Origin of the sequence: Amycolatopsis sp. YIM 10 (genome assembly GCF_009429145.1) — a bacterium.
In the GTDB taxonomy this organism is placed as follows: Bacteria; Actinomycetota; Actinomycetes; order Mycobacteriales; family Pseudonocardiaceae; genus Amycolatopsis.
On sequence record NZ_CP045480.1, the window covers coordinates 267,661 to 285,217 of the forward strand.

The window sequence follows — 17,557 nt, forward strand, 5'->3', positions numbered from 1 at the left end:
CCCCTTCTTCGCGCTCAGCCCAGGTCGCGGGTGCTGAAGGTGTCGCAGCGCGCCGGGTCACCGGTGGTGATGCCGGTGGTGAACCACTTCTCGCGCTGCTTCGAGCTGCCGTGGCTGAACTTCGACTGGTCCACCCGGCCGCCGCCGAGTTCACGCTGGATGTAGTCGTCGCCGATGCGGGCGGCGGTGTCCAGTGCCCGGTTGATGTCGTCCTGGGTGATCTCGGTGACCAGCGGCCTGCCGGTTTCGGTCGGTGTGGTGGTGGCGTGGTTGGCCCAGACGCCCGCGTAGCAGTCGGCCTGCAGTTCCAGCCGCACCGAGTCCGACGCCGGGCCGCTGCGGCTGCGGACGCGGTCCGAGGTGCCGTTGAGGTTCTGCACGTGGTGGCCGTACTCGTGGGCCAGCACGTACGCCTCGGCGAACGGGCCGCCCTGCGCGCCGAAGCGCGACCGCAGTTCCTGGAAGAACGCCAGGTCGATGTAGACCTCGGAGTCGGCGGGGCAGTAGAACGGGCCGACGTCGGAGGTGGCGTTGCCGCAGCCGGTGCGCACACCGCCGCTGAAGAAGTTCGTGGTGGCCTTGCGATAGGTCTGCCCGGAACGGGCGAACTGGGCGGCCCAGTAGTCCTGGATGGAGTTGATCACCGCGACGGTGGCGCAGTCCCGGTTCCGGTTGGCGTCGGCGCCGGTGCGGCACTCCGAGGAGAGCGAGGAGTTGTCGGCCTGCTGGCCGGAGCCGAGGCCGGACAGCCCGGACCCGTTCGGCGAAACCCCGCCGAACTGGGCGAAGAGGAAGTAGACCACCAGGCCGAGCACACCGAGCCCGCCCCCGCCGATGGCAACCCGGCCGCCGATCCCGCCGCCACCGCGTTGATCGGAGACCTCCGACAGGTCGAGGCCCGCGCCTTCGTCGAATCGCACCCGCCAAAGGGTAGTCGCCGCCGGGAAACCCCGCCTGGGCAAGAAAAAAGCCTGGGTGCGCGCCCCCTGGCGGGAACGGCACCCAGGACTACCGAGGTTGTCATGGAAAAACTGACGCGGTCGGCCGCATCGCCGGGCCGGCGCCTGAGCACCGGCGGTGTGCGCACGGAGGCCACACCGAACACCGGCTCGAACGACGCCGAAATGCGCGTTTCAAGACCCGAGCGCACGTGGAATACCCGCGCTCGTGCTGTTCACAATCACGACCTGGTCGCCTGTTGGTTCGCCCCGGTCGTGGGGACACAGCCGGCGGTCAACCGCGAGGAATCATTCGTCACTGCACCACCTAACCCTCTCCCGGGTGGAGGCCCGTCCCGGCGCGCCTGGCCGGTGTGCCGCGGTTCGGGTCGTGCCATCCGCTTGCGACCAGGATGCGCCTCCGATGCCGCGCAGACAACCGTTTCGGCAGCCACTTTCGGCGGAAGATCCCCGCTGCGGAGGAGGCGGGCGCGGGTTCTACTCTGCGTGGCATGAGCGAGGAAGAGCCGCGGTGGCTGAGCGAGCGGGAGATGCTCGCGTGGCGGTCGTACATCGTCGCCACCCTGCACCTGCGGCAGCGGCTGCACCGTGAGCTCGCCGAGGAACACGACCTCTCGCTTATCGACTACGAGGTGCTGGTGGCGCTGTCGGCCAGCGAGGACGGCCGGGCGCGGATGTCGGAGCTGGCGGCCATGCTGGGATCGACGAAGAGCCGGCTGTCGCACCAGGTGGGCAGGCTGGAGCACGAGGGCCACGTCCAGCGCGAACGCGACCCGGACGATCGCCGCGGGGTGATCACGGTGCTCACGGACAGTGGCCGGGCGCTGCTCGAACGGGCCGCGCCGACGCACGTGATGGGGGTGCGGGCGCACCTGATCGATCTGCTCACCGAAGAGGAGCAGGTGGTGCTGGGGGAGGCGTTCACCCGCGTCAACAACCACCTCGGGGGCGCCTGGTAACCCGAGGCGCTAGGCTCGGGGCAGGGAAGCGTGGCAGAGCGGCCGAATGCACTCGCCTTGAAAGCGAGCGTTGGGAAACCAACCGGGGGTTCAAATCCCTCCGCTTCCGCCATGCCATCGGCTTGAGTTCGCTCTACCGCCGCCGGGGCCCGTAGCTCCGCTCGAGCTAGGGCGGTTCGGCCGAACGTGCATTGCCCGTCACGGAGCGCAGCTGCATGTGGCGGGCTGCTTCGGGCAGTTCTTGCCACTGGACCATTTGGTGAATGGGCTTTACCCGAAACGGCGAAATGCAAATCCTCCGACGCAATTCCCACGGAAGCGCCGACAGGTCTCGATATTCTCACATTCGGTAACAGTCTGAGCACGTCAGGTCAACGCTCCGGTAGCGTGATGCAACTTGTAGGTGGTGTCGAAGCTGAATCTGACGAAAGGCTCCGGCAGATGCTGAAGAGTTTGATTGAGTGGTTCGACAAGCAACTCGACGAGCGAGGTCCGGCTGCTGTCTTCCGCGGAGCGCTGGCCATCATCGGCATCACTGTTGCCCTTGCTGCCGTGCCAGGTGTCCCGATGGTCAAGATCGGGGTGCTCCTCTTCGGCATCGTCACCATGGTGTTCTCCGGTCTCCTGCTGCTCAGGGACCGACGCCGCCTTCGGGAGGAGTCGGCGCGATACCAAGATCTTCTGGCCCGTTATTGTCAATTCCTCGCCGAGCGCCCGAAGGCGCCGTACCGGATCAGCAGTTGGCGCGAGGTGGCGCGTATAGCCAAGAACGGCGACGTGCGTGGCAGCGTGGACGTGCAGCTGGTGACGACCAGGAAGGAGATCTACTTCCTGCAGTTCCGTTTCGGGCCGAACTGGAAGCAGCCCGCGAAGGAATGGAAGAGGGCGAAGTTCAACATATACCTCCTGCAGGAGGATGGAACTCGCGTCCCGGATTCCGAGGTGACCCGGATGTGGGATGGTGACGGGAGGCTGACCCTGACCTATCACCTCCATGCGCCGGTTCGGAACGGAACAAAGCTGCACCTGGAAATCTCTTGGTGGTGGCCGGGAAAGGCGCAGCCGCTCATGTCCCGGCGCACGGACGAATTCTCGTTCAATTTCGCAAGGCCGGCGATTATTGACTATCTTTCCTACCTCGTCGTGCTGCCGGAGGGCTGCAACGCCATCTCGTCGTCCTTGGGGTTCGCGGACGCCGACACCGGGTACAAGGTCGATACCCGCACCAACGAGGGCAGGCGAGAGTTCCTGTTCGAAGGCTACAACGTACCGACTGGCAAGCGCGTTGGCATGAGGCTGCAACTGGTTTGACAGGGGCAGCGTGCGCCGCGGCACCGCGTCCCCCTGTCGCCCCAACGCGTTGCGGCGAGCCCACGGTGGGCTAGTTGCCGCTCTCTCCGCCAATACGTGCCATGATGTGAAGATCTCCCACTTTTCGTTGTCGACACTTGCTGGTGCTTCTTACCTCGGTACCGGCTGTCACGGCAGCAACACGCCGCGTTGACCAGTGTGCGCAACACTATCGAGCAATGATCTTCACTTCGGCGACTTACGCGTCAACCGGTGCCTCGCGTGCGGTGACTGACGGATGCAGTTCGGCGGGACTATAAGAATTCGACCGCCGGTCAGGTCGAAACGACCGTCCGCTGATTGATGCACGACAGGTCTTGCACCGTAGCCGTTTCGACACAAAAAGCAGCCGTTATGTGAGATTCGGGTGAGACTCACATCGCCATGCTCCGGCAGATTTTAGGCCATACTAGTCCGTCTGCACAGGGTTGAGCGCTGCACAGGGCCAGGGCGCAGAAGCGCCAGGCTCCGCACGCTGGGATCAGGCGCCCGCGGCCTTCGCGGCCTTGGCTGCCTCGCGCGCGGCGATCCTCGCCTGTACCTCGGGCCGGCGCAAAGGCGGCACCACAGCCGGTGGCTTGCGCCGCGCCGGCAGGGAGTTGATCAGCTTCTCGGTCGCGGCGGCGATCTCGGCGACCGCGAGCTCGTACGCCTCGCGGTTGTTCTTCGAGACGGAACTGACCCCGCCGACCTTCCGGACGTACTGCTCCGCCGCGGCCTGGATCTCGTCGTCCGTGGCGACCGGCTCCAGCCCGCGCAGGTTGGTGATGTTGCGGCACATGGCACCAGGGTACGTCGCCCGGCTCGAATCGGGCTCGAAAACGCAGTTCACCCTGGCGCACGCTGTGCTCCCGCGCGCGTACCGGGCATCCTGGAACAACCGGCGAAGATGGGAGGACACCATGCAGGCAAGCGTCGGCGACCAGTTGCTGACCCACGGCCGGGTGGTCGGCCAGCAGGACCGGTTCGCCGAGATCGTCGAGGTGCTCGGCGCGGACGGCACGCCGCCGTACCGGGTGCGGTTCCCCGACGGGCACGAGGCGCTGGTCAGCCCCGGAGCGGACTCCGTGGTGCGCAACCGGGACGCCTGAGCGGGACGAACCGGCCGGGGGAGGGGAACTTCGTCATGCCCGTCATGCCCGTCATGCCACCGTGCGCCGGGCGCGGCCCGTGACCTGGCGTGACCCGCTGCCGCAGGCGGGCCCGGACACCTTCTGGGGTGCGCTGGAGCCACCTGACCGGCAGGCGCTCGCGGGCGCGGGCGCGCTGTGCTCCTATCCGCGCCCGGCCACGCTGTGCCGCGAGGGCGAAGCCGCGGACGGCGTTTTTGTGCTCTACGGCGGACTGGTCGAGGTCTTCCGCGCCGACTCGAGCGGCAACCGCACGGTTCTCACCCGCCGCGGCGCCGGGGAGATCGTCGGCGACATGGCCGCGGTCGACGGCGGCCCCGTCTCGGCAACCGTGCAGGTGCTGCGGCAGGTGCGCGCGCTGGTGGTGCCCGCGGTCCGCTTCGCCGCGCTGTGCCGCGAACACCCCCGCATCGCCTGGCCGGTGCTGACCAACGCGGTGGCGCGCCTGCGCGACAGCGACCTGCACCGCCACCAGCACCGCCTCGACACCCGGCGACGCACCGTGCAGTGCCTGCTGGAACTGGCGCGCGCGGAGAGCCGATCCGGGGAACTGGTGACGATTCGCTTGACTCAGCGGGAGCTGGCGGACATGGTGCTCGCGTCACTGGTTTCGGTGACCAGAGTTCTGGAGGAGCTCCGGCGGCGGGGTGTGGTGTCCACCGGCCGGGGCCGGATCCAGGTGCGCGTGCCCGCGTTGCGGGCCGTGCTGGACGAGAGTGCGCGCTGAGTTCGGCGTTGCACGTCATTTGACGCAGAAGGTTCCCAGTGGCCGGGATATCGTGATCTTGCGACGGTAAATGGCTACCGGAAAAGGTGATTCCCGATGCGAATGATGTGCGCTCCGGCGCTGATGATCAGGATTGTCGCCACCGCCCTGCTGGTCGGCCTGATCAGCGGTTTCGTTCTTGGTGTGCAACTCAACCCGGTTTTCGGTGAACCGGTTTCGGCGGGTTACACCCCGGTGGCGCCGACGGTGTACGAGCAGGCGGACGGGCGCTGAGCTGGACACTTCCGCTCGGCGGTAGTTGTCCTCGAAACGTCATCTTTTTTGTCACTGGTACGGCCTTGTTTTTTCCTGCTGCTTCCTTTGAGACTGGCCGCGTACGGCATTCAGCGCAGGATCGGAGATTTATTTCCGATCCGCAGGCTGCGTTGGCGCTTTTCCGAGAATGGAGTGCTGGTGGCGGATCCGACCTTCGACCCGATCCTGGAAGTGCGCCGCCCCCGTGCGGTCCGGTTGTTCGCGCCGATCACGCCGCCGCGCCGGGGCACCGCGCTGGTGCTCGAACCCCGCGAAGGCGAACCCGTGGTGGTGGACGCGGACGGGCGCGTGCCGGATGCCTGGCTGGGCAACTACCTGCGGTCGTGGGTGGTGGACCTGGCCGACCACGAACTCGGGTTCACCGAACCGCTGCCCGCCGAGGACCCGGATCTGCTCTTCGACGCCGAGGTGCGCTGCACCTGCCGGGTGGACAGCCCCGGCCAGGTGGTGCGGCGCCGCGTGCGTGACGTCGCGGCCACCGTGCGGCCCGCGCTGACCGCGTTCCTGCGGCGGATCTCCGCCGGCTACGACATCGACGACTACGCCGAGGCGGAGGCGGAGCTCAACGCGCAGCTGGAGTTCTTCACCGCCGACCCGGCGCTCCACATTGGACCGTGCGTGGTGCGGCTGCGGGTCGATCCCGCGGTGCGCGGCCGCGCCGGGCACCCGGAGGGCCGTCTCCGGCTGGGCCAGATGCACCGCGGCGCGCTGGGCAGACTGGTCACCAGCGGGGACCCGGCGCTCGCCGCGCGCCTGCTCGCCGGGGTCGACGTGGAGCACGAGCGGATCCCGACCATTTCCCGCCCGGCGCGGCACCGCGCGGTGCACGCGATGGGCATGCTCGAACCGGAACCAGCCGGTGCCGCGCTGAGGGAACGGTTGATCGCCCACCTGCGTCGGAGTAGTGCGGAATCGGGAAGCCAGGCAAATCCGGCTGACCCGGCCGGCCCGGCTGATCACTGAACGAGCCGAGCCGGCGGTCCGTTCGCCGAAGGGGGGCGAACGGCCCGCCGGCTCGCCGATTTGTCCGTCACCCGATCGAGTTGTTCTCGGCGCACCGGCACGGGAAGTGGGCCGGGTGTGGTTCCGCCGGGCGTGAACGCGCTGGTAGCTTCGCCTCACTCGCGTGGTCACTGTCGGCGCAAAGCCGGTGACACCAAGCATCGGAGGTTTGGTCTGGTGACGCGGACTTTTCGGCAATACCGGCAAGACCGGCAGCGCCGCTCGCGGCGACCGGCCAGTGGCACGCTCGCACCCGCGAACCTGCACGACCGCACCGGGATCATCGGCGCGAGCGAAGCGGGCCGTCGCGTCGGCGAGCCGATGGATCCCGCCGAGCGCGGTGGCCTGCGCCACGCCGCACTGCTGATGGGCGCGGCCGCGGCGCTGTTTTTTGTCGGCTGGCTCGGCACCCACGGCGTGGAGCCGGCGCAGGCGCCGCTGGAGACCGCGCAGGCGCCGGTGCAGGCACCGCCGCGGGTGGTCGCCCAGCCCGAGCCGGTGGTGGAAAAGCCGCCCGTGCCAACGGAAACCACGCCGGAGCCGAAGGCGGAGCCCAAGCAGGCCACCGCGGTGGTCGCCGCTTCGGAGACCAAGAAGAAGCCCGAGAAGAAAAAGCCTCCGGTGGCGAGCGCGGGCGAGGCCCGCGACGACCTGCCCGCCAAAACCACGCAGCCCAAACCGAAGAACCCGGTGGAACAGTTCGAGGAGCAGGTGGAGCAGTTCATCGGCCCGATGTTCGACCAGATGATTTCCCAAGCGCGGGGCGGCCGCTGAGTCGCCACGACAAAGAACCGGCCCGCCGCGGAGCAAACGCGGCGGGCCGGTGTCGTGTGCGGGTGGGTCAGCTGACGTAGAGCAGCTTGTTCGGCGAACCGGAACCCGGGTTCTTCACCACGTTGTTCGTCGCGGCGTTCTTCATCGCGGTCTGCACCTGGGCCGGGGTGGCCGAGGGGTTGGCCGAAAGGTAGATCGCGGCGGCACCGGCCACGTGCGGCGAGGCCATCGAGGTACCCGACATCGACGCGGTGCCACCACCGTTGCGGGTCGAGGTCACGCTGACGCCCGGCGCGAAGATGTCCGAGCAGGTGCCGTAGTTCGAGAAGCTCGCCCGGTTGTCACTGGAGTCGGTGGCGTTCACCGTGATCGCTTCCGGCGCGCGGGCCGGGCTGTAGTTGCAGGCGTTCGCGTTGGAATTGCCGGACGCCACGACCACGGTCACACCCGCGTTGCTGGCGTTGCGCACTGCGGTGTCCACACTGGACGCCGCGCCCCCGCCGAGGCTCATGTTCAGCACCGCGGGCTTCTTGGCGTTCTTGGCCACCCAGTCGATACCGGCCACGATCTGGGCGTAGGAACCGGAACCGGAGCAGTTCAGCACGCGCACGGCGACCAGGCTGGTGGCCTTGGCCACGCCGTAGGTGGTGCTGCCGACGGTGCCCGCGACGTGGGTGCCGTGGCCCTGGCAGTCGGAGGCGTTGGTGTCGTTGTCGATGAAGTCGTAACCGCTGGTCGCCCGGCCGCCGAAGTCCGGGTGCTGCATGTAGATCCCGGTGTCGGCGATGTAGGAGGTGACGCCTTCACCGCCGTTGGGATAGGTGTAGGTCTTGCTCAGCGGGAGGTTGCGCTGGTCGATCCGGTCCAGGCCCCACACCGGGTTGTTCTGCGTGCCCTGGATGGTCAGCGTGGCGTTCTGCTCGACGTACTCCACCCGCGGGTCGGCGGCCAGCCGCTTCGCCTGGGTCTCGCTCATGGCGGCCGAGAAGCCCCGCATCGCCGCGGTGTAGGTGAGGCCGACCGAACCACCGTGTCTCGCGGTGAGTTCCGCCGCGGTGCCGTCGACCGAGCTGATGCCGATCTGGTCCTTCAGCTTGACCACGTAGCTGCCCGCGATGGCGGCTTCGCTGCCGGCGCCCCTGATCTCTCCCTCCGGCTGCTGGGCCGTGGCGGTCCCGCCGATCGCGACGGTCAGACCGGTCACCGCTGCCAGCAGGCCCGCGTACAGGGGCTTGCGGATGTTCGCCATGGGTACTCCATTCGACTGGTGGCTGGGGTTCCCTCACGAAAAATCCTCGCCCCGGGCCACCAGGCGAACAATCCGCAAATATTTCACTAGGGGTACGTATTTAAAGAAGTTTTCCGACCGACTTCGGTGCGTGATCGCGCACCGAGTTTTCGCAGCACATTCGCCACGTGTTGCTCCACGGTGCGTGGCGAAAGGAACAGGCCGTTCGCGATTTCGCGGTTGGTGCGCCCGGCCGCGAGCATTTCCGCGACCTCCTTCTCGCGCGGGGACAATTGCTGTCCGTAACCGCGCCTGCCTCGTTGTGACGGGGCCCAGGCGCCGTGTTCGCGCAACCGGTGACGGCACCGGCCCGCGTCACGTGCCGCGCCGAGTGCCTCGTAACCGTCGGCCGCGGTGCTCAGTTCGGTGAGCGCGGTGCTGGTGTCACCGGCTTCGAGGCGCGACAGCGCGCCGCGTTCCCGCGCCCAGTGCGCCAGGTACGGCATCGGCATCGCGTCCGCCTGCTCGCGCGCGCTGGCGAAGCTTTCCGCGGCTTCCGCGTGCTTCCCTTGTGCGGCAAGCAAAACGGCCTGGGCGGAAGCAAGTCCCGCCGAGGCCGCCGGTGCGTCGCGCCCGGCGATGCCTCTGGCGAAGTCCGCGATGGCCAGCTCCGCGTCGTCGAGGCGCCCGGCGTGCACGTAGGCGTCGACCGCGGACGGCACGAGTTCCGCCGCCCACACCCAGATCTGCTTGCGCCGCGCGGTCGCCATGCCGTGATCGGCCGCCGCGCACGCGCCGGGCACGTCACCGGCGGCGAGCCGCACCCGCGAGAGCATGCCGGCGGCGCTGAGCACCACGGTCATCACGCCCTGCTCCGGATTGAGCAGATTCGTTGCCGCCAGGTGCTTTTCGGCTTGGTCGAACTCGCCGCGCACGCAGGCGAGCCCGGCCAGCACGAGCGCCGACTCCGAGGTGATCGCCGCGAGGTCGCGGTACTTCTCGCGCAGCGCCTCGGCGGATTCGGCGAGACCGGACCAGTTGCCGGTCAGCCAGTCGAGCCGCGTCCTGGTCGACTGGCCGTTGCCGGTGACAAAGAGCGCGCCGGCGCAGTTCGCGATCCGCAGGCCGTCCTTGAGCAGGTGCGCGGCGCGGTCGAAGTGGCCGACCCAGGCGCCGGCGTCGGCGAGGTTGCACCAGAACCGCGCCTGCTGCACGCGTTCGGCCACGGTCACCGCGACCTCGCCCGGCTCGGACTTGAACCGCTCGAACTCGTCCCACGCCGAACCGTCGCCGATGTGCGCGCGCCCGGCGATGCGGTCGGCGGTCAGCGCCAGCCGCAGTTCGGGGTCGTCGAGCTGGTCGTGGATCTGGCGCGCGCGTTCCATCCACTGCTGGTGCCAGGACAGCGGGGTGGTGCCGTCGATGGGCTGGGCCAGCAGGTTGATGCCGCGCGCGGCGAGTTCGGGAGCACCGGCCAGCTCGTCGATGGCCTTCTGCACGGCGGCGCGCCCGCGGGAGAGTTCACCGCTCTTGCGCACCAGCAGCAGGCCGGTGTTCATCCGGATCGTGCCGCGCACCACCGGGGACAGCTCGTACTGGCCGATCACCTTCTCCAGCGTCCTGGTGACGTCGGGGCGCAGCCCGCGCAACGCCACCCGGCTGAGCTTCTCGGCCATCCGGCCCGCGTCCGCCGCGGCGGGTGTGGTGCCGTCGAGCACCGCCTGCAGCGCGTCGATGGCCAGTGAGGTTTCGCCGAGTTCGATCGCCTGGTCCGCCGCCGCCTCGGCGTACCGCTGCCATTCGCCGATGCGGCCCGCCGCCTTCGCGTGCCCGGCCAGCTGCACCAGTGGTGGGGGTTCGGTAGCTGCCAGCGCCCGCATCGCGCGCGCGTGCAGCAACTGTCTTTCCGGGCCGCTGATCGCGTCGTAGACCGACTTCATCGCCAGCGCGTGCCGGAAGCCGTAGCGGTCGCGGGTCACCTCGCGCAGCACCCCGGCGTCCAGCGCCTGTGCCAGCGCGGTGGACAACGGCCGCCCGCGCAGCCCGGCCAGCGCGCCGAGCAGCGAGATTTCGGCGGGCACGCCGAGCACGGCGGCGGAGCGGGCCACGCGCACGGCGGTGTCGGACAGCGTGCTCATCCGCTCGGTCATCGCCTCACGCAGCAGCACCGGTACTTCGAGGCTGTCCAGCAGCCGGTGCCCGGTGGCGCGGTCGACCTCGACCGCACCGGCCGGGCCACGCAGCGCGCGCAGGGTCTCCTCCACCACGAACGGGATGCCCGCCGTGCTCTCGTGCAGCTTCGCGGCGAACTCCTCAGCCACGCGCGGCGCGCCGAGAATGGTCGACGCCAGCATGCGCACCGCGGGCACGTTCAGCGGACCGAGCTGCACGCGGGCCGCGCGCACGCCCTCGGCCGGGCGGTACGGCACACCGAGCGGACCGCCGGTGCGCAGGTCCTCGCTGCGGTAGGTGACCACGACGCCGAGCTGCTCCGGCGGCCGAGACAGCACGAACCACAGCAGGTCGCGCGTGCGCTCGTCGGCCCAGTGCAGGTCGTCGATGACCAGCAGCGCGGGACCGCAGGCACCGAGCAGTTCGCGGATGGCGCGGAACTCGCGGTGCCGCTCGGCGGCGGTGTCGGCCAGCGGTTGCGGGCGCGGCGGCAGCAGGTCGGCGATCTCCGGCAGCAGTGGCCGGAGCACGCCGGCCACCGGGCTCAGCGGCCCGATCGGGAAATCGGCGACCCCGCGCAGCGCTTCCAGCACCGGGCCGTACGGAAAGGGTTCTCGCAGCGGCTGGCACGAGCCGGTGAGCACACGCGTGCCCGCCAGTTCGGGCCGCCGCAGCAGCTCCTGCACCAGCCTGGTCTTGCCCATGCCGGCTTCGCCTTCGAGCAGCACGGCCGACGGGCGTTCGGCGACCAGCTCGACGAGCGTGGTCAGCTCGGTGTCCCGGCCGACGAGCACGGGTGAGCTCGTCCGCACGGACAGCACCGACGACAACGGTGGCATCTGTGGCACCGTCGGCACGGCGGTTGCAGGGCGTTGGGCCATCCACATCATGGCTCGCTCCTCGACAACGGGTGACTGGGGCAGGTCACCGCGCTGAGCGGAGCCTAGGCAGTCCGGCACCCCCGGGTAAACCTTGTACAGCCGGGCGTATCTCCAGGTGAAAAGGGCGATTGGGAACGGAATGTCACCGTTTTGCCGACTTCCGGTGGACCCCGGATGACACTGAGTAGCCAACTGGTGTTCTTCACCTGTTCCGGGGGTAACTCCCTCGGACGTGTGAGGCCGGATGTCACGTCCAGTAAGCAACGAAAATTCCTACGTACGGACCCACACGTTCGGGTGAATATCGAATAACACTCTTGCCACGATGACCCCGTGGCACACTGAGCCGATGTGGCGGCCGTGGCTGATCGGACTGGGCTGTCTGGCCGCGGTGGGGCTGCTCCTGGTCACCCTGTTGTACGCCTTCCAGCGAAAGGTGATCTACCTTCCCGCACCCGGTGCGGTGCCGCCGGCGGCGTCCGTGCTGCCGGGCGCGCGGGACGTCGCCTTCGACACCGCCGACGGCCTGCGGCTGGGCGGCTGGTTCGTGCCGGCCCGCGGCCAGGACACCGGGTTCACCGTGCTGGTCGCGCCCGGCAACGCGGGTGACCGGTCGATGCGGGCGCCGCTGGCCCGCGCGTTGTCCGGGCGCGGGCTGAGCGTGCTGCTCTTCGACTACCGCGGCTTCGGCGGCAATCCCGGTTCGCCGAGCGAGGAGGGACTGACGCAGGACATCCGCGCGGCGCACCGGTTCCTCGTCGGCGAGCAGGGCGTGCCGACGGATCGGCTGCGGTACTACGGCGAGAGCCTTGGCTGCTCGCTGGTGGCGAAGCTGGCCACCGAGCACCCGCCCGCCGCGTTGATCCTGCGGTCGCCGTTCGTCGACCTGGCTTCGGTCGGCGAGCTGAAGTACCCGTTCCTGCCGGTGCGGTCGATGATGTGGGACCGCTTCCCGGTGGCCGAGGACGTCCGGCGGATCGACGTCCCGATCGTGGTGGTCTACGGCGACGCCGATTCGATCGTGCCGCCGGAGCAGAGCATCGAGGTGGCCGCCGCGGGCCGGGCCCGTGCCGTTCCGGTGCACGGCGCCGACCACAACGACCGCTCCCTGCTCGACGGACCCCAGCTCGTCGACGCCGTGGTGACCCCGTAGCGGTCCTTGACAGCGGCCGGGGTGCCGGGCGACCCTCGGAATAACTGATCCGTCAGTCAACTATCCTCTCGCCGTCGTCGCCGACAGGAGAACGCCCATGCCCCATGTCCTTCGCGACGCCGTGGCGTTGACCGCGGAGCAGCGCCAGTTCCGTGAGCTGGCGGCCGAGTTCGCGGCCAGGGAGATCCGCCCGATCGCCAGGGCGGTGGACGACGCGCAGACCGAATCGCCGCTTCGGTTGTGGCGCCGCGCGGCCGCCGTCGGGCTGACCGGGTTCATGCTGCCGGAGTCGGTGGGCGGTGGCGGAGTGACCGATCTGGTCACCCAGTCGCTGGTGCAGGAAGCCCTGTGCCACGGGGACATCGGCATCGGCAACCTGATCACCTCCAACGGTTTCTTCGCCGACCCGATCCTCGAACTGGGCACCCCGGAGCAGCGGGAACGCTGGCTCGCGCCGCTCACCGGCGACGATCCGCCGCTGACCGCGCTCGCCGTCACCGAGCCCGACGCCGGTTCGGACGCCGCCTCGCTGCGCACCCGCGCCGTCCGCGACGGTGACAGTTACGTCCTCAATGGACAGAAGGCGTGGATCTCCAACGCGCCATACGCGAAGTGGTTCGTCCTGTTCGCCACGGTCGACCCCGGGCGCGGGGCCAAGGGCGTGACCGCGTTCGTGGTCGACCGCGACACCCCCGGCCTGTCCGTCGGCAAGCCCATGCGCAAGCTCGGGCAGCGCGCCATCGTCAACGCGGAGATCTTTCTCGACGACGTCCGCGTGCCCGCGGCGGACCGGCTCGGCGAGGAAGGGCAGGGCTTCTACGGACTGATGCGCACCTTCGACGCCTCGCGCGTCCTGATCGGCGCGTCCACCACCGGCCTCGCCCGCGCCGCGCTGGACGTCGCGCTCGACTACGCCGGTCGCCGGATCCAGTTCGGGGTGCCGATCATCGAGCACCAGGCGGTAGCCTTCCGGCTCGCCGACATGGCGGTCAAGGTGGACACCTCGCACCTGCTCACGCAGCGCGCGGCCCGGCTGTTCGACGCCGGGGAAACGGTCACCGCCGAGGCCGCCGCGGCCAAGCTGGTTGGCTCGGAGAACGCTATGTGGTGCACTTGGGCCGCTGTGCAGACGCTCGGCGGCTGGGGCTACTCACAGGAATTCCTCGTGGAGAAGTGGATGCGCGACGCCAAGCTCGAAGAGATCGAGGAAGGCACCTCGGACATCCAGCGGCTGGTCATCGCCAGAAGGCTGGCCAGGGCATGAGCGAGGAACCCCGGCCCTTCACCGATCCGGCGTCGGTCGCCGTGGTCGGCGCGAGCGCGGACCCGGCCAAGTGGGGCCACTGGCTGGCCAGGGGAGCGCTGACCGGTGAGGACCGCCGCCGCGTCTACCTGGTCAACTCCCGCGGCGGCGCGGTGGTCGGCCGCGTGCCCTACGCGAGCCTCGCCGACCTGCCGGAACCACCCGAGCTGGTGGTGTTCAGCGTGCCCGCGCCCGCGGTCCCGCAGATCGTCGACGAGGCGCTGGAGCTGGGTGCTCGCGGGCTGGTCGGGATCAGCGACGGGATCGAGGACGACTACGAACTGGCGCGGCGGGTGCGCGCGGGCGGCGCGCGGCTGCTGGGCCCGGCCTGCCTCGGCCTGTTCGACGCGGAAACCCAGCTGGAGCTGGCCTGGGGCCAGTTCGAACCGGGTGCGCTCGGCATCGTCTCGCAGAGCGGCCAGGTCGGGCTGGAACTGGCCGGGCTCGCGGCGTCGGCAGGCATCGGCGTCTCGCGGTTCGTCTCGGTGGGCCGCCAGGCCGACCTGACGCTGGAGGAGATGGCCGGCGAGCTGGTCGAGCACGAGTCCACGCGGGTGGTGGCGATCTACGCGGAGAGCTTCGGCGACGGCCGTGAGCTGGTCCGCACGATCACCCGGCTCACCGAAGCGGACAAGCCGGTGGTGGTGCTGACCGTGGGGGAGAGCCACGCCGGACGGACGGCGGCGCGGTCGCACACCGGCGCGCTGACCTCCTCGCTCGACGTGGTCGACGCGGCCTGTCGCGCGTCGGGCGCGGTCCGCGTGCGGACGCCGGCCGAGGTGGTCGACCTGGCCCGCTACCTGCTGCTGACCACCCGGCCGAAGGGCAAGCGGGTGGCGATCGTCGGGGACAGCGGTGGCCAGGGCGCGGTCGCCGCCGACGTGACCGCGCGGGCCGGGCTGCGGGTAACGCCGCTGCCCGCGGTGCTGGCGGCCCGGATCGAAGCGGGCCTGCCGGACGCGGCGAACTCGCTCAACCCGGTCGACCTGGCCGGCGGCGGCGAGCAGGACCTGCGCAGCTACGCCCGCGTCGTGCGTGAGCTGACCGGCAGCGGTGAGGTGGACGCGGTGCTGCTCACCGGGTACTTCGGCAGCTACGGCGAGGACACGCCGATGCTGCGTGAGACCGAACTCGGCGTGGTCGCCGAACTCGGCTTCGCCGTGCACCGCACCGGGATCCCGGTGGTGGTGCACAGCATGTCGGCCGATTCGGACGCGGTGCGCGCGCTGCGGGACTGCGGCGTGCCGACCTACCACACCGTCGAGGCGGCGGCGGGCGCGCTCGGCACGGCCGCGCAGTTCGCGCCGCCGTGCCCGTTGCCGCTGGTGTGGGGTAGCGCGGCCCCGGTCGGCGAGGGCTATCTCGCGGCCCGCGATCTGGTGGCCTCGGCGGGCGTGCGGTTCCCCGCCGGCGTGGCGGTGACCGATCGCGAAAGCCTGCTGGCCGCCGCGGAAAACCTGCGGCCGCCGTATGCGCTCAAAGCGGACTTCCTCGCGCACAAGAGCGATACCGGCGGGGTGGCGCTCGGGCTGACGGACGCGATGTCGGCGGTGTGGACGCTGGAGGACATGCTGCACAAGCTCGGCCCCGGGCGGTACGTGCTGGAGGAGATGGACACCCGCGAGAACACCGTGGAGATCATCATCGGCGCACGGCGCGATCCGGCGTTCGGGCCGTTGGTGCTGGTCGGCGCCGGGGGCACGGACGCCGAGCTGCAGCGCGACACCACGATCGAACTCGGCCCGGTCGACACCGAGCGGGCGATGACGATGCTGCGTAGGCTCCGGTGCTATCCGCTGCTGGACGGCTGGCGCGGGCGGGAACCGCTGGACGTGAAGGCGCTGGCCGAGACGGTCGCGGCGGTCTCCTCGGTGCTGGCCGGTTGCGCGGCGGTGGCCGAGATCGAACTGAACCCGGTGCGGGTGGGCGCCGACGGTGTGCTCGCCGTCGACGCGCTGCTCACCAGGGCCGGAGAGGAACGCACGTGAAGCTCAGCGGTGGAGCCGCACTGGTGGAATCGCTGGCCGCGCACGGGGTCGAGGTGCTGTTCGGCATTCCGGGCACGCACAACCTCGGGATTTACGCGGAACTCGGCCGGTACGGCGTCCGCCACGTGCTGACCAGGCACGAGCAGGGCGCCGGGTTCGCCGCCGACGGGTATGCACGCGTCACCGGCAGGCCCGGCGTGTGCCTGACGACCAGCGGACCGGCCGTGCTCAACGCGGCCACCGCGGCCGCGCAGGCGTACTCCGACTCGGTGCCGATGCTGGTGATCTCTCCCGGGCCGCCGGTGCGGCATCCCGGTCGTGGCAACGGAATCCTGCACGAGGTGCGGGACCAGACCGGCGCGATGGCGGCGGTCACCGCGGGAAGCCACCGGGTGACCAGCGTGGCCGAGATCCCGGCCGCGGTGGCGCAGGCGTTCGCGCAACTGCGGTCCGGGCGGCCGCGTCCAGTCCACTTGGAACTGCCGCTGGACCTGATCGACGAGGCAGACGACGTCGAGCCGGTGCCGCCGATCCCGGTGGCGCGGCCGGTTCCCGCGCCGGAGGCACTGGCCAGGGCGCTGGAGTTGCTGAACACGGCGGAGCGGCCGGGCGTGCTGGTCGGCGGTGGCGCGCGAGGTGCCGCGGAACCACTCGCCGAGCTGGCCGCGCGGCTGGGCGCGCCGGTGCTGTCTTCGGCCAACGGCAAGGGAATCCTGCCCGAGGACCACGCGTGCGCGCTGGGTGCCGGGCTGCACCACCGGTCGGTCGCGGACTTCGCGGCCGACTGCGACGTGGTGCTGGCCGTCGGCACCGAGTTGGCGCCCGCGGACCTGTGGAACGGCCCGCTGCGCTTCCCCGGACGCCTGATCCGGATCGACATCGACCCGGCGGGCGTGGTGACCAACGCCAACCCGGACGTGCCGCTGGTCGGCGACGCCGCGGTGACCTTGCGCGCCCTGCTCGACGACATCACCCGAACATCCATTTCGGACTCCTTCGATCGCGTGGCGCGCTGGCGGCAGCAGATCTTCGCCGAGGCCACGCGGCAGGGTGGCCCGTGGCTGCCGATCCTCGCCGCCCTCGACGAAACACTGGGCCGCGACGGGATTCTCGCCGCCGACAGCGCGATGGTTTGTTATTACGGCGCGTTGTCGAACCTGCCGCGCTACACCCCGGGCTCCTTCCTGTACCCGACCGGCCTCGGCACTCTTGGTTACGGCCTGCCCGCCGCGATCGGCGCCCGCGTGGGACGCCCGTCCTCGCGAGTCGCCGCCCTCCACGGCGACGGCGGCATCATGTTCACCGTGGCCGAACTGGCCGCGGCCGCCGCACTCGAACTTCCGCTGCCGGTGCTGGTGGTGGACAACGGCGGCTACGGCGAAATCCGCGACGAAATGGCCGAACGCGGGGATCTGCCGCTCGCCGTCGACCTGCCCAGCCCCGATTTCGCGGAACTGGGCCGATCCATGGGCTGCCACGGCTTGACCCTGCCCGACTACGACGGCCTGACCGAAGTCCTCCACGACGCCTTCGACGCCGACCGCCCCACAGTGATCCACCTACGCGGCTAGCCACGAACCGCGGTTGCGTCAACGCCGTACAGGGCCAGGGTTTTC

15 protein-coding genes and 1 tRNA gene are annotated in these 17,557 nt (G+C 70.0%); 12 read left to right on the plus strand and 4 right to left on the minus strand.

Annotated elements, in window-relative coordinates:
- Window positions 1-14 precede the first annotated feature (14 nt).
- Window positions 15-920, minus strand: coding sequence for a neutral zinc metallopeptidase (locus tag YIM_RS01300; RefSeq protein ID WP_153028597.1), 906 nt, complete (start codon window positions 918-920; stop codon window positions 15-17).
- A gap of 530 nt (window positions 921-1,450) precedes the next feature.
- Between YIM_RS01300 and YIM_RS01305 the strand changes: the two genes are divergently transcribed.
- From YIM_RS01305 to YIM_RS01315, 3 genes are all read left to right on the plus strand, one after another.
- Window positions 1,451-1,918: a MarR family winged helix-turn-helix transcriptional regulator gene (locus tag YIM_RS01305; RefSeq protein WP_153028598.1), complete on the plus strand. Its 468-nt coding sequence runs from the start codon at window positions 1,451-1,453 to the stop codon at window positions 1,916-1,918.
- A gap of 24 nt (window positions 1,919-1,942) precedes the next feature.
- Window positions 1,943-2,030, plus strand: a tRNA-Ser gene (locus YIM_RS01310).
- 329 nt (window positions 2,031-2,359) lie between these two features.
- A complete protein-coding gene (locus YIM_RS01315; RefSeq protein WP_153028599.1) occupies window positions 2,360-3,229 on the plus strand; it encodes a hypothetical protein in 870 nt (289 codons plus the stop codon).
- Window positions 3,230-3,749: 520 nt separating this feature from the next.
- Here the strand turns inward: YIM_RS01315 and YIM_RS01320 are convergent.
- The gene (locus YIM_RS01320) at window positions 3,750-4,049 is read right to left on the minus strand and encodes a DUF2277 domain-containing protein (protein WP_153028600.1); all 300 of its coding nucleotides are present in this window, start codon (window positions 4,047-4,049) and stop codon (window positions 3,750-3,752) included.
- Between YIM_RS01320 and YIM_RS49905 the strand changes: the two genes are divergently transcribed.
- From YIM_RS49905 to YIM_RS01345, 5 genes are all read left to right on the plus strand, one after another.
- Window positions 4,048-4,359, plus strand: coding sequence for a DUF1918 domain-containing protein (locus YIM_RS49905; RefSeq protein WP_370468941.1), 312 nt, complete (start codon window positions 4,048-4,050; stop codon window positions 4,357-4,359). The genes YIM_RS01320 and YIM_RS49905 overlap by 2 nt on opposite strands.
- Window positions 4,360-4,438: 79 nt before the next feature.
- Window positions 4,439-5,125 (plus strand): Crp/Fnr family transcriptional regulator, encoded by a 687-nt coding sequence (locus tag YIM_RS01330; RefSeq protein ID WP_153028601.1) that lies wholly within the window; start codon window positions 4,439-4,441, stop codon window positions 5,123-5,125.
- Window positions 5,126-5,221: 96 nt separating this feature from the next.
- Window positions 5,222-5,398, plus strand: coding sequence for a hypothetical protein (locus YIM_RS01335; RefSeq protein WP_153028602.1), 177 nt, complete (start codon window positions 5,222-5,224; stop codon window positions 5,396-5,398).
- Between the two features lie 180 nt (window positions 5,399-5,578).
- A complete protein-coding gene (locus YIM_RS01340) occupies window positions 5,579-6,403 on the plus strand; it encodes a hypothetical protein (protein WP_153028603.1) in 825 nt (274 codons plus the stop codon).
- A 216-nt stretch (window positions 6,404-6,619) separates the two neighbouring features.
- Window positions 6,620-7,216, plus strand: coding sequence for a hypothetical protein (locus YIM_RS01345; RefSeq protein ID WP_153028604.1), 597 nt, complete (start codon window positions 6,620-6,622; stop codon window positions 7,214-7,216).
- Window positions 7,217-7,283: 67 nt separating this feature from the next.
- On the opposite strand, the gene YIM_RS01350 is transcribed toward YIM_RS01345, so the two are convergent.
- Together YIM_RS01350 and YIM_RS01355 are read right to left on the minus strand one after the other, a co-directional pair.
- Entirely contained in the window at window positions 7,284-8,465 is a 1,182-nt protein-coding gene (locus tag YIM_RS01350) for a S8 family peptidase (RefSeq protein ID WP_153028605.1), read from the minus strand.
- Between the two features lie 86 nt (window positions 8,466-8,551).
- Window positions 8,552-11,506: an AAA family ATPase gene (locus YIM_RS01355; protein WP_370468942.1), complete on the minus strand. Its 2,955-nt coding sequence runs from the start codon at window positions 11,504-11,506 to the stop codon at window positions 8,552-8,554.
- Window positions 11,507-11,822: 316 nt separating this feature from the next.
- Here YIM_RS01355 and YIM_RS01360 point away from each other — a divergent pair, with 316 nt between their 5' ends.
- The 4 genes from YIM_RS01360 to YIM_RS01375 all read left to right on the plus strand — a co-directional run bounded on the left by YIM_RS01360 (window position 11,823) and on the right by YIM_RS01375 (window position 17,512).
- A complete protein-coding gene (locus YIM_RS01360; protein ID WP_228004487.1) occupies window positions 11,823-12,650 on the plus strand; it encodes an alpha/beta hydrolase in 828 nt (275 codons plus the stop codon).
- Window positions 12,651-12,747: 97 nt separating this feature from the next.
- Window positions 12,748-13,914, plus strand: a complete 1,167-nt coding sequence (locus YIM_RS01365; protein ID WP_153028606.1) for an acyl-CoA dehydrogenase family protein — start codon at window positions 12,748-12,750, stop codon at window positions 13,912-13,914.
- Window positions 13,911-15,941, plus strand: coding sequence for an acetate--CoA ligase family protein (locus tag YIM_RS01370; RefSeq protein ID WP_153028607.1), 2,031 nt, complete (start codon window positions 13,911-13,913; stop codon window positions 15,939-15,941). The genes YIM_RS01365 and YIM_RS01370 overlap by 4 nt, the downstream gene beginning before the upstream one ends.
- The gene (locus YIM_RS01375; RefSeq protein WP_153028608.1) at window positions 15,938-17,512 is read left to right on the plus strand and encodes a thiamine pyrophosphate-binding protein; all 1,575 of its coding nucleotides are present in this window, start codon (window positions 15,938-15,940) and stop codon (window positions 17,510-17,512) included. The genes YIM_RS01370 and YIM_RS01375 overlap by 4 nt, the downstream gene beginning before the upstream one ends.
- Window positions 17,513-17,557 lie beyond the last annotated feature (45 nt).

Bases quoted from the DNA above. Each gene is read 5' to 3' on its own strand.
- YIM_RS01355 (WP_370468942.1), bottom strand. From the start codon at position 11,506: ATGATGTGGATGGCCCAACGCCCTGCAACCGCCGTGCCGACGGTGCCA.
- YIM_RS01320 (WP_153028600.1), bottom strand. From the start codon at position 4,049: ATGTGCCGCAACATCACCAACCTGCGCGGGCTGGAGCCGGTCGCCACG.
- YIM_RS01365 (WP_153028606.1), top strand. From the start codon at position 12,748: ATGCCCCATGTCCTTCGCGACGCCGTGGCGTTGACCGCGGAGCAGCGC.
- YIM_RS01315 (WP_153028599.1), top strand. From the start codon at position 2,360: ATGCTGAAGAGTTTGATTGAGTGGTTCGACAAGCAACTCGACGAGCGA.
- YIM_RS01370 (WP_153028607.1), top strand. From the start codon at position 13,911: ATGAGCGAGGAACCCCGGCCCTTCACCGATCCGGCGTCGGTCGCCGTG.
- YIM_RS01335 (WP_153028602.1), top strand. From the start codon at position 5,222: ATGCGAATGATGTGCGCTCCGGCGCTGATGATCAGGATTGTCGCCACC.
- YIM_RS01360 (WP_228004487.1), top strand. From the start codon at position 11,823: ATGACCCCGTGGCACACTGAGCCGATGTGGCGGCCGTGGCTGATCGGA.
- YIM_RS49905 (WP_370468941.1), top strand. From the start codon at position 4,048: ATGGCACCAGGGTACGTCGCCCGGCTCGAATCGGGCTCGAAAACGCAG.
- YIM_RS01305 (WP_153028598.1), top strand. From the start codon at position 1,451: ATGAGCGAGGAAGAGCCGCGGTGGCTGAGCGAGCGGGAGATGCTCGCG.
- YIM_RS01350 (WP_153028605.1), bottom strand. From the start codon at position 8,465: ATGGCGAACATCCGCAAGCCCCTGTACGCGGGCCTGCTGGCAGCGGTG.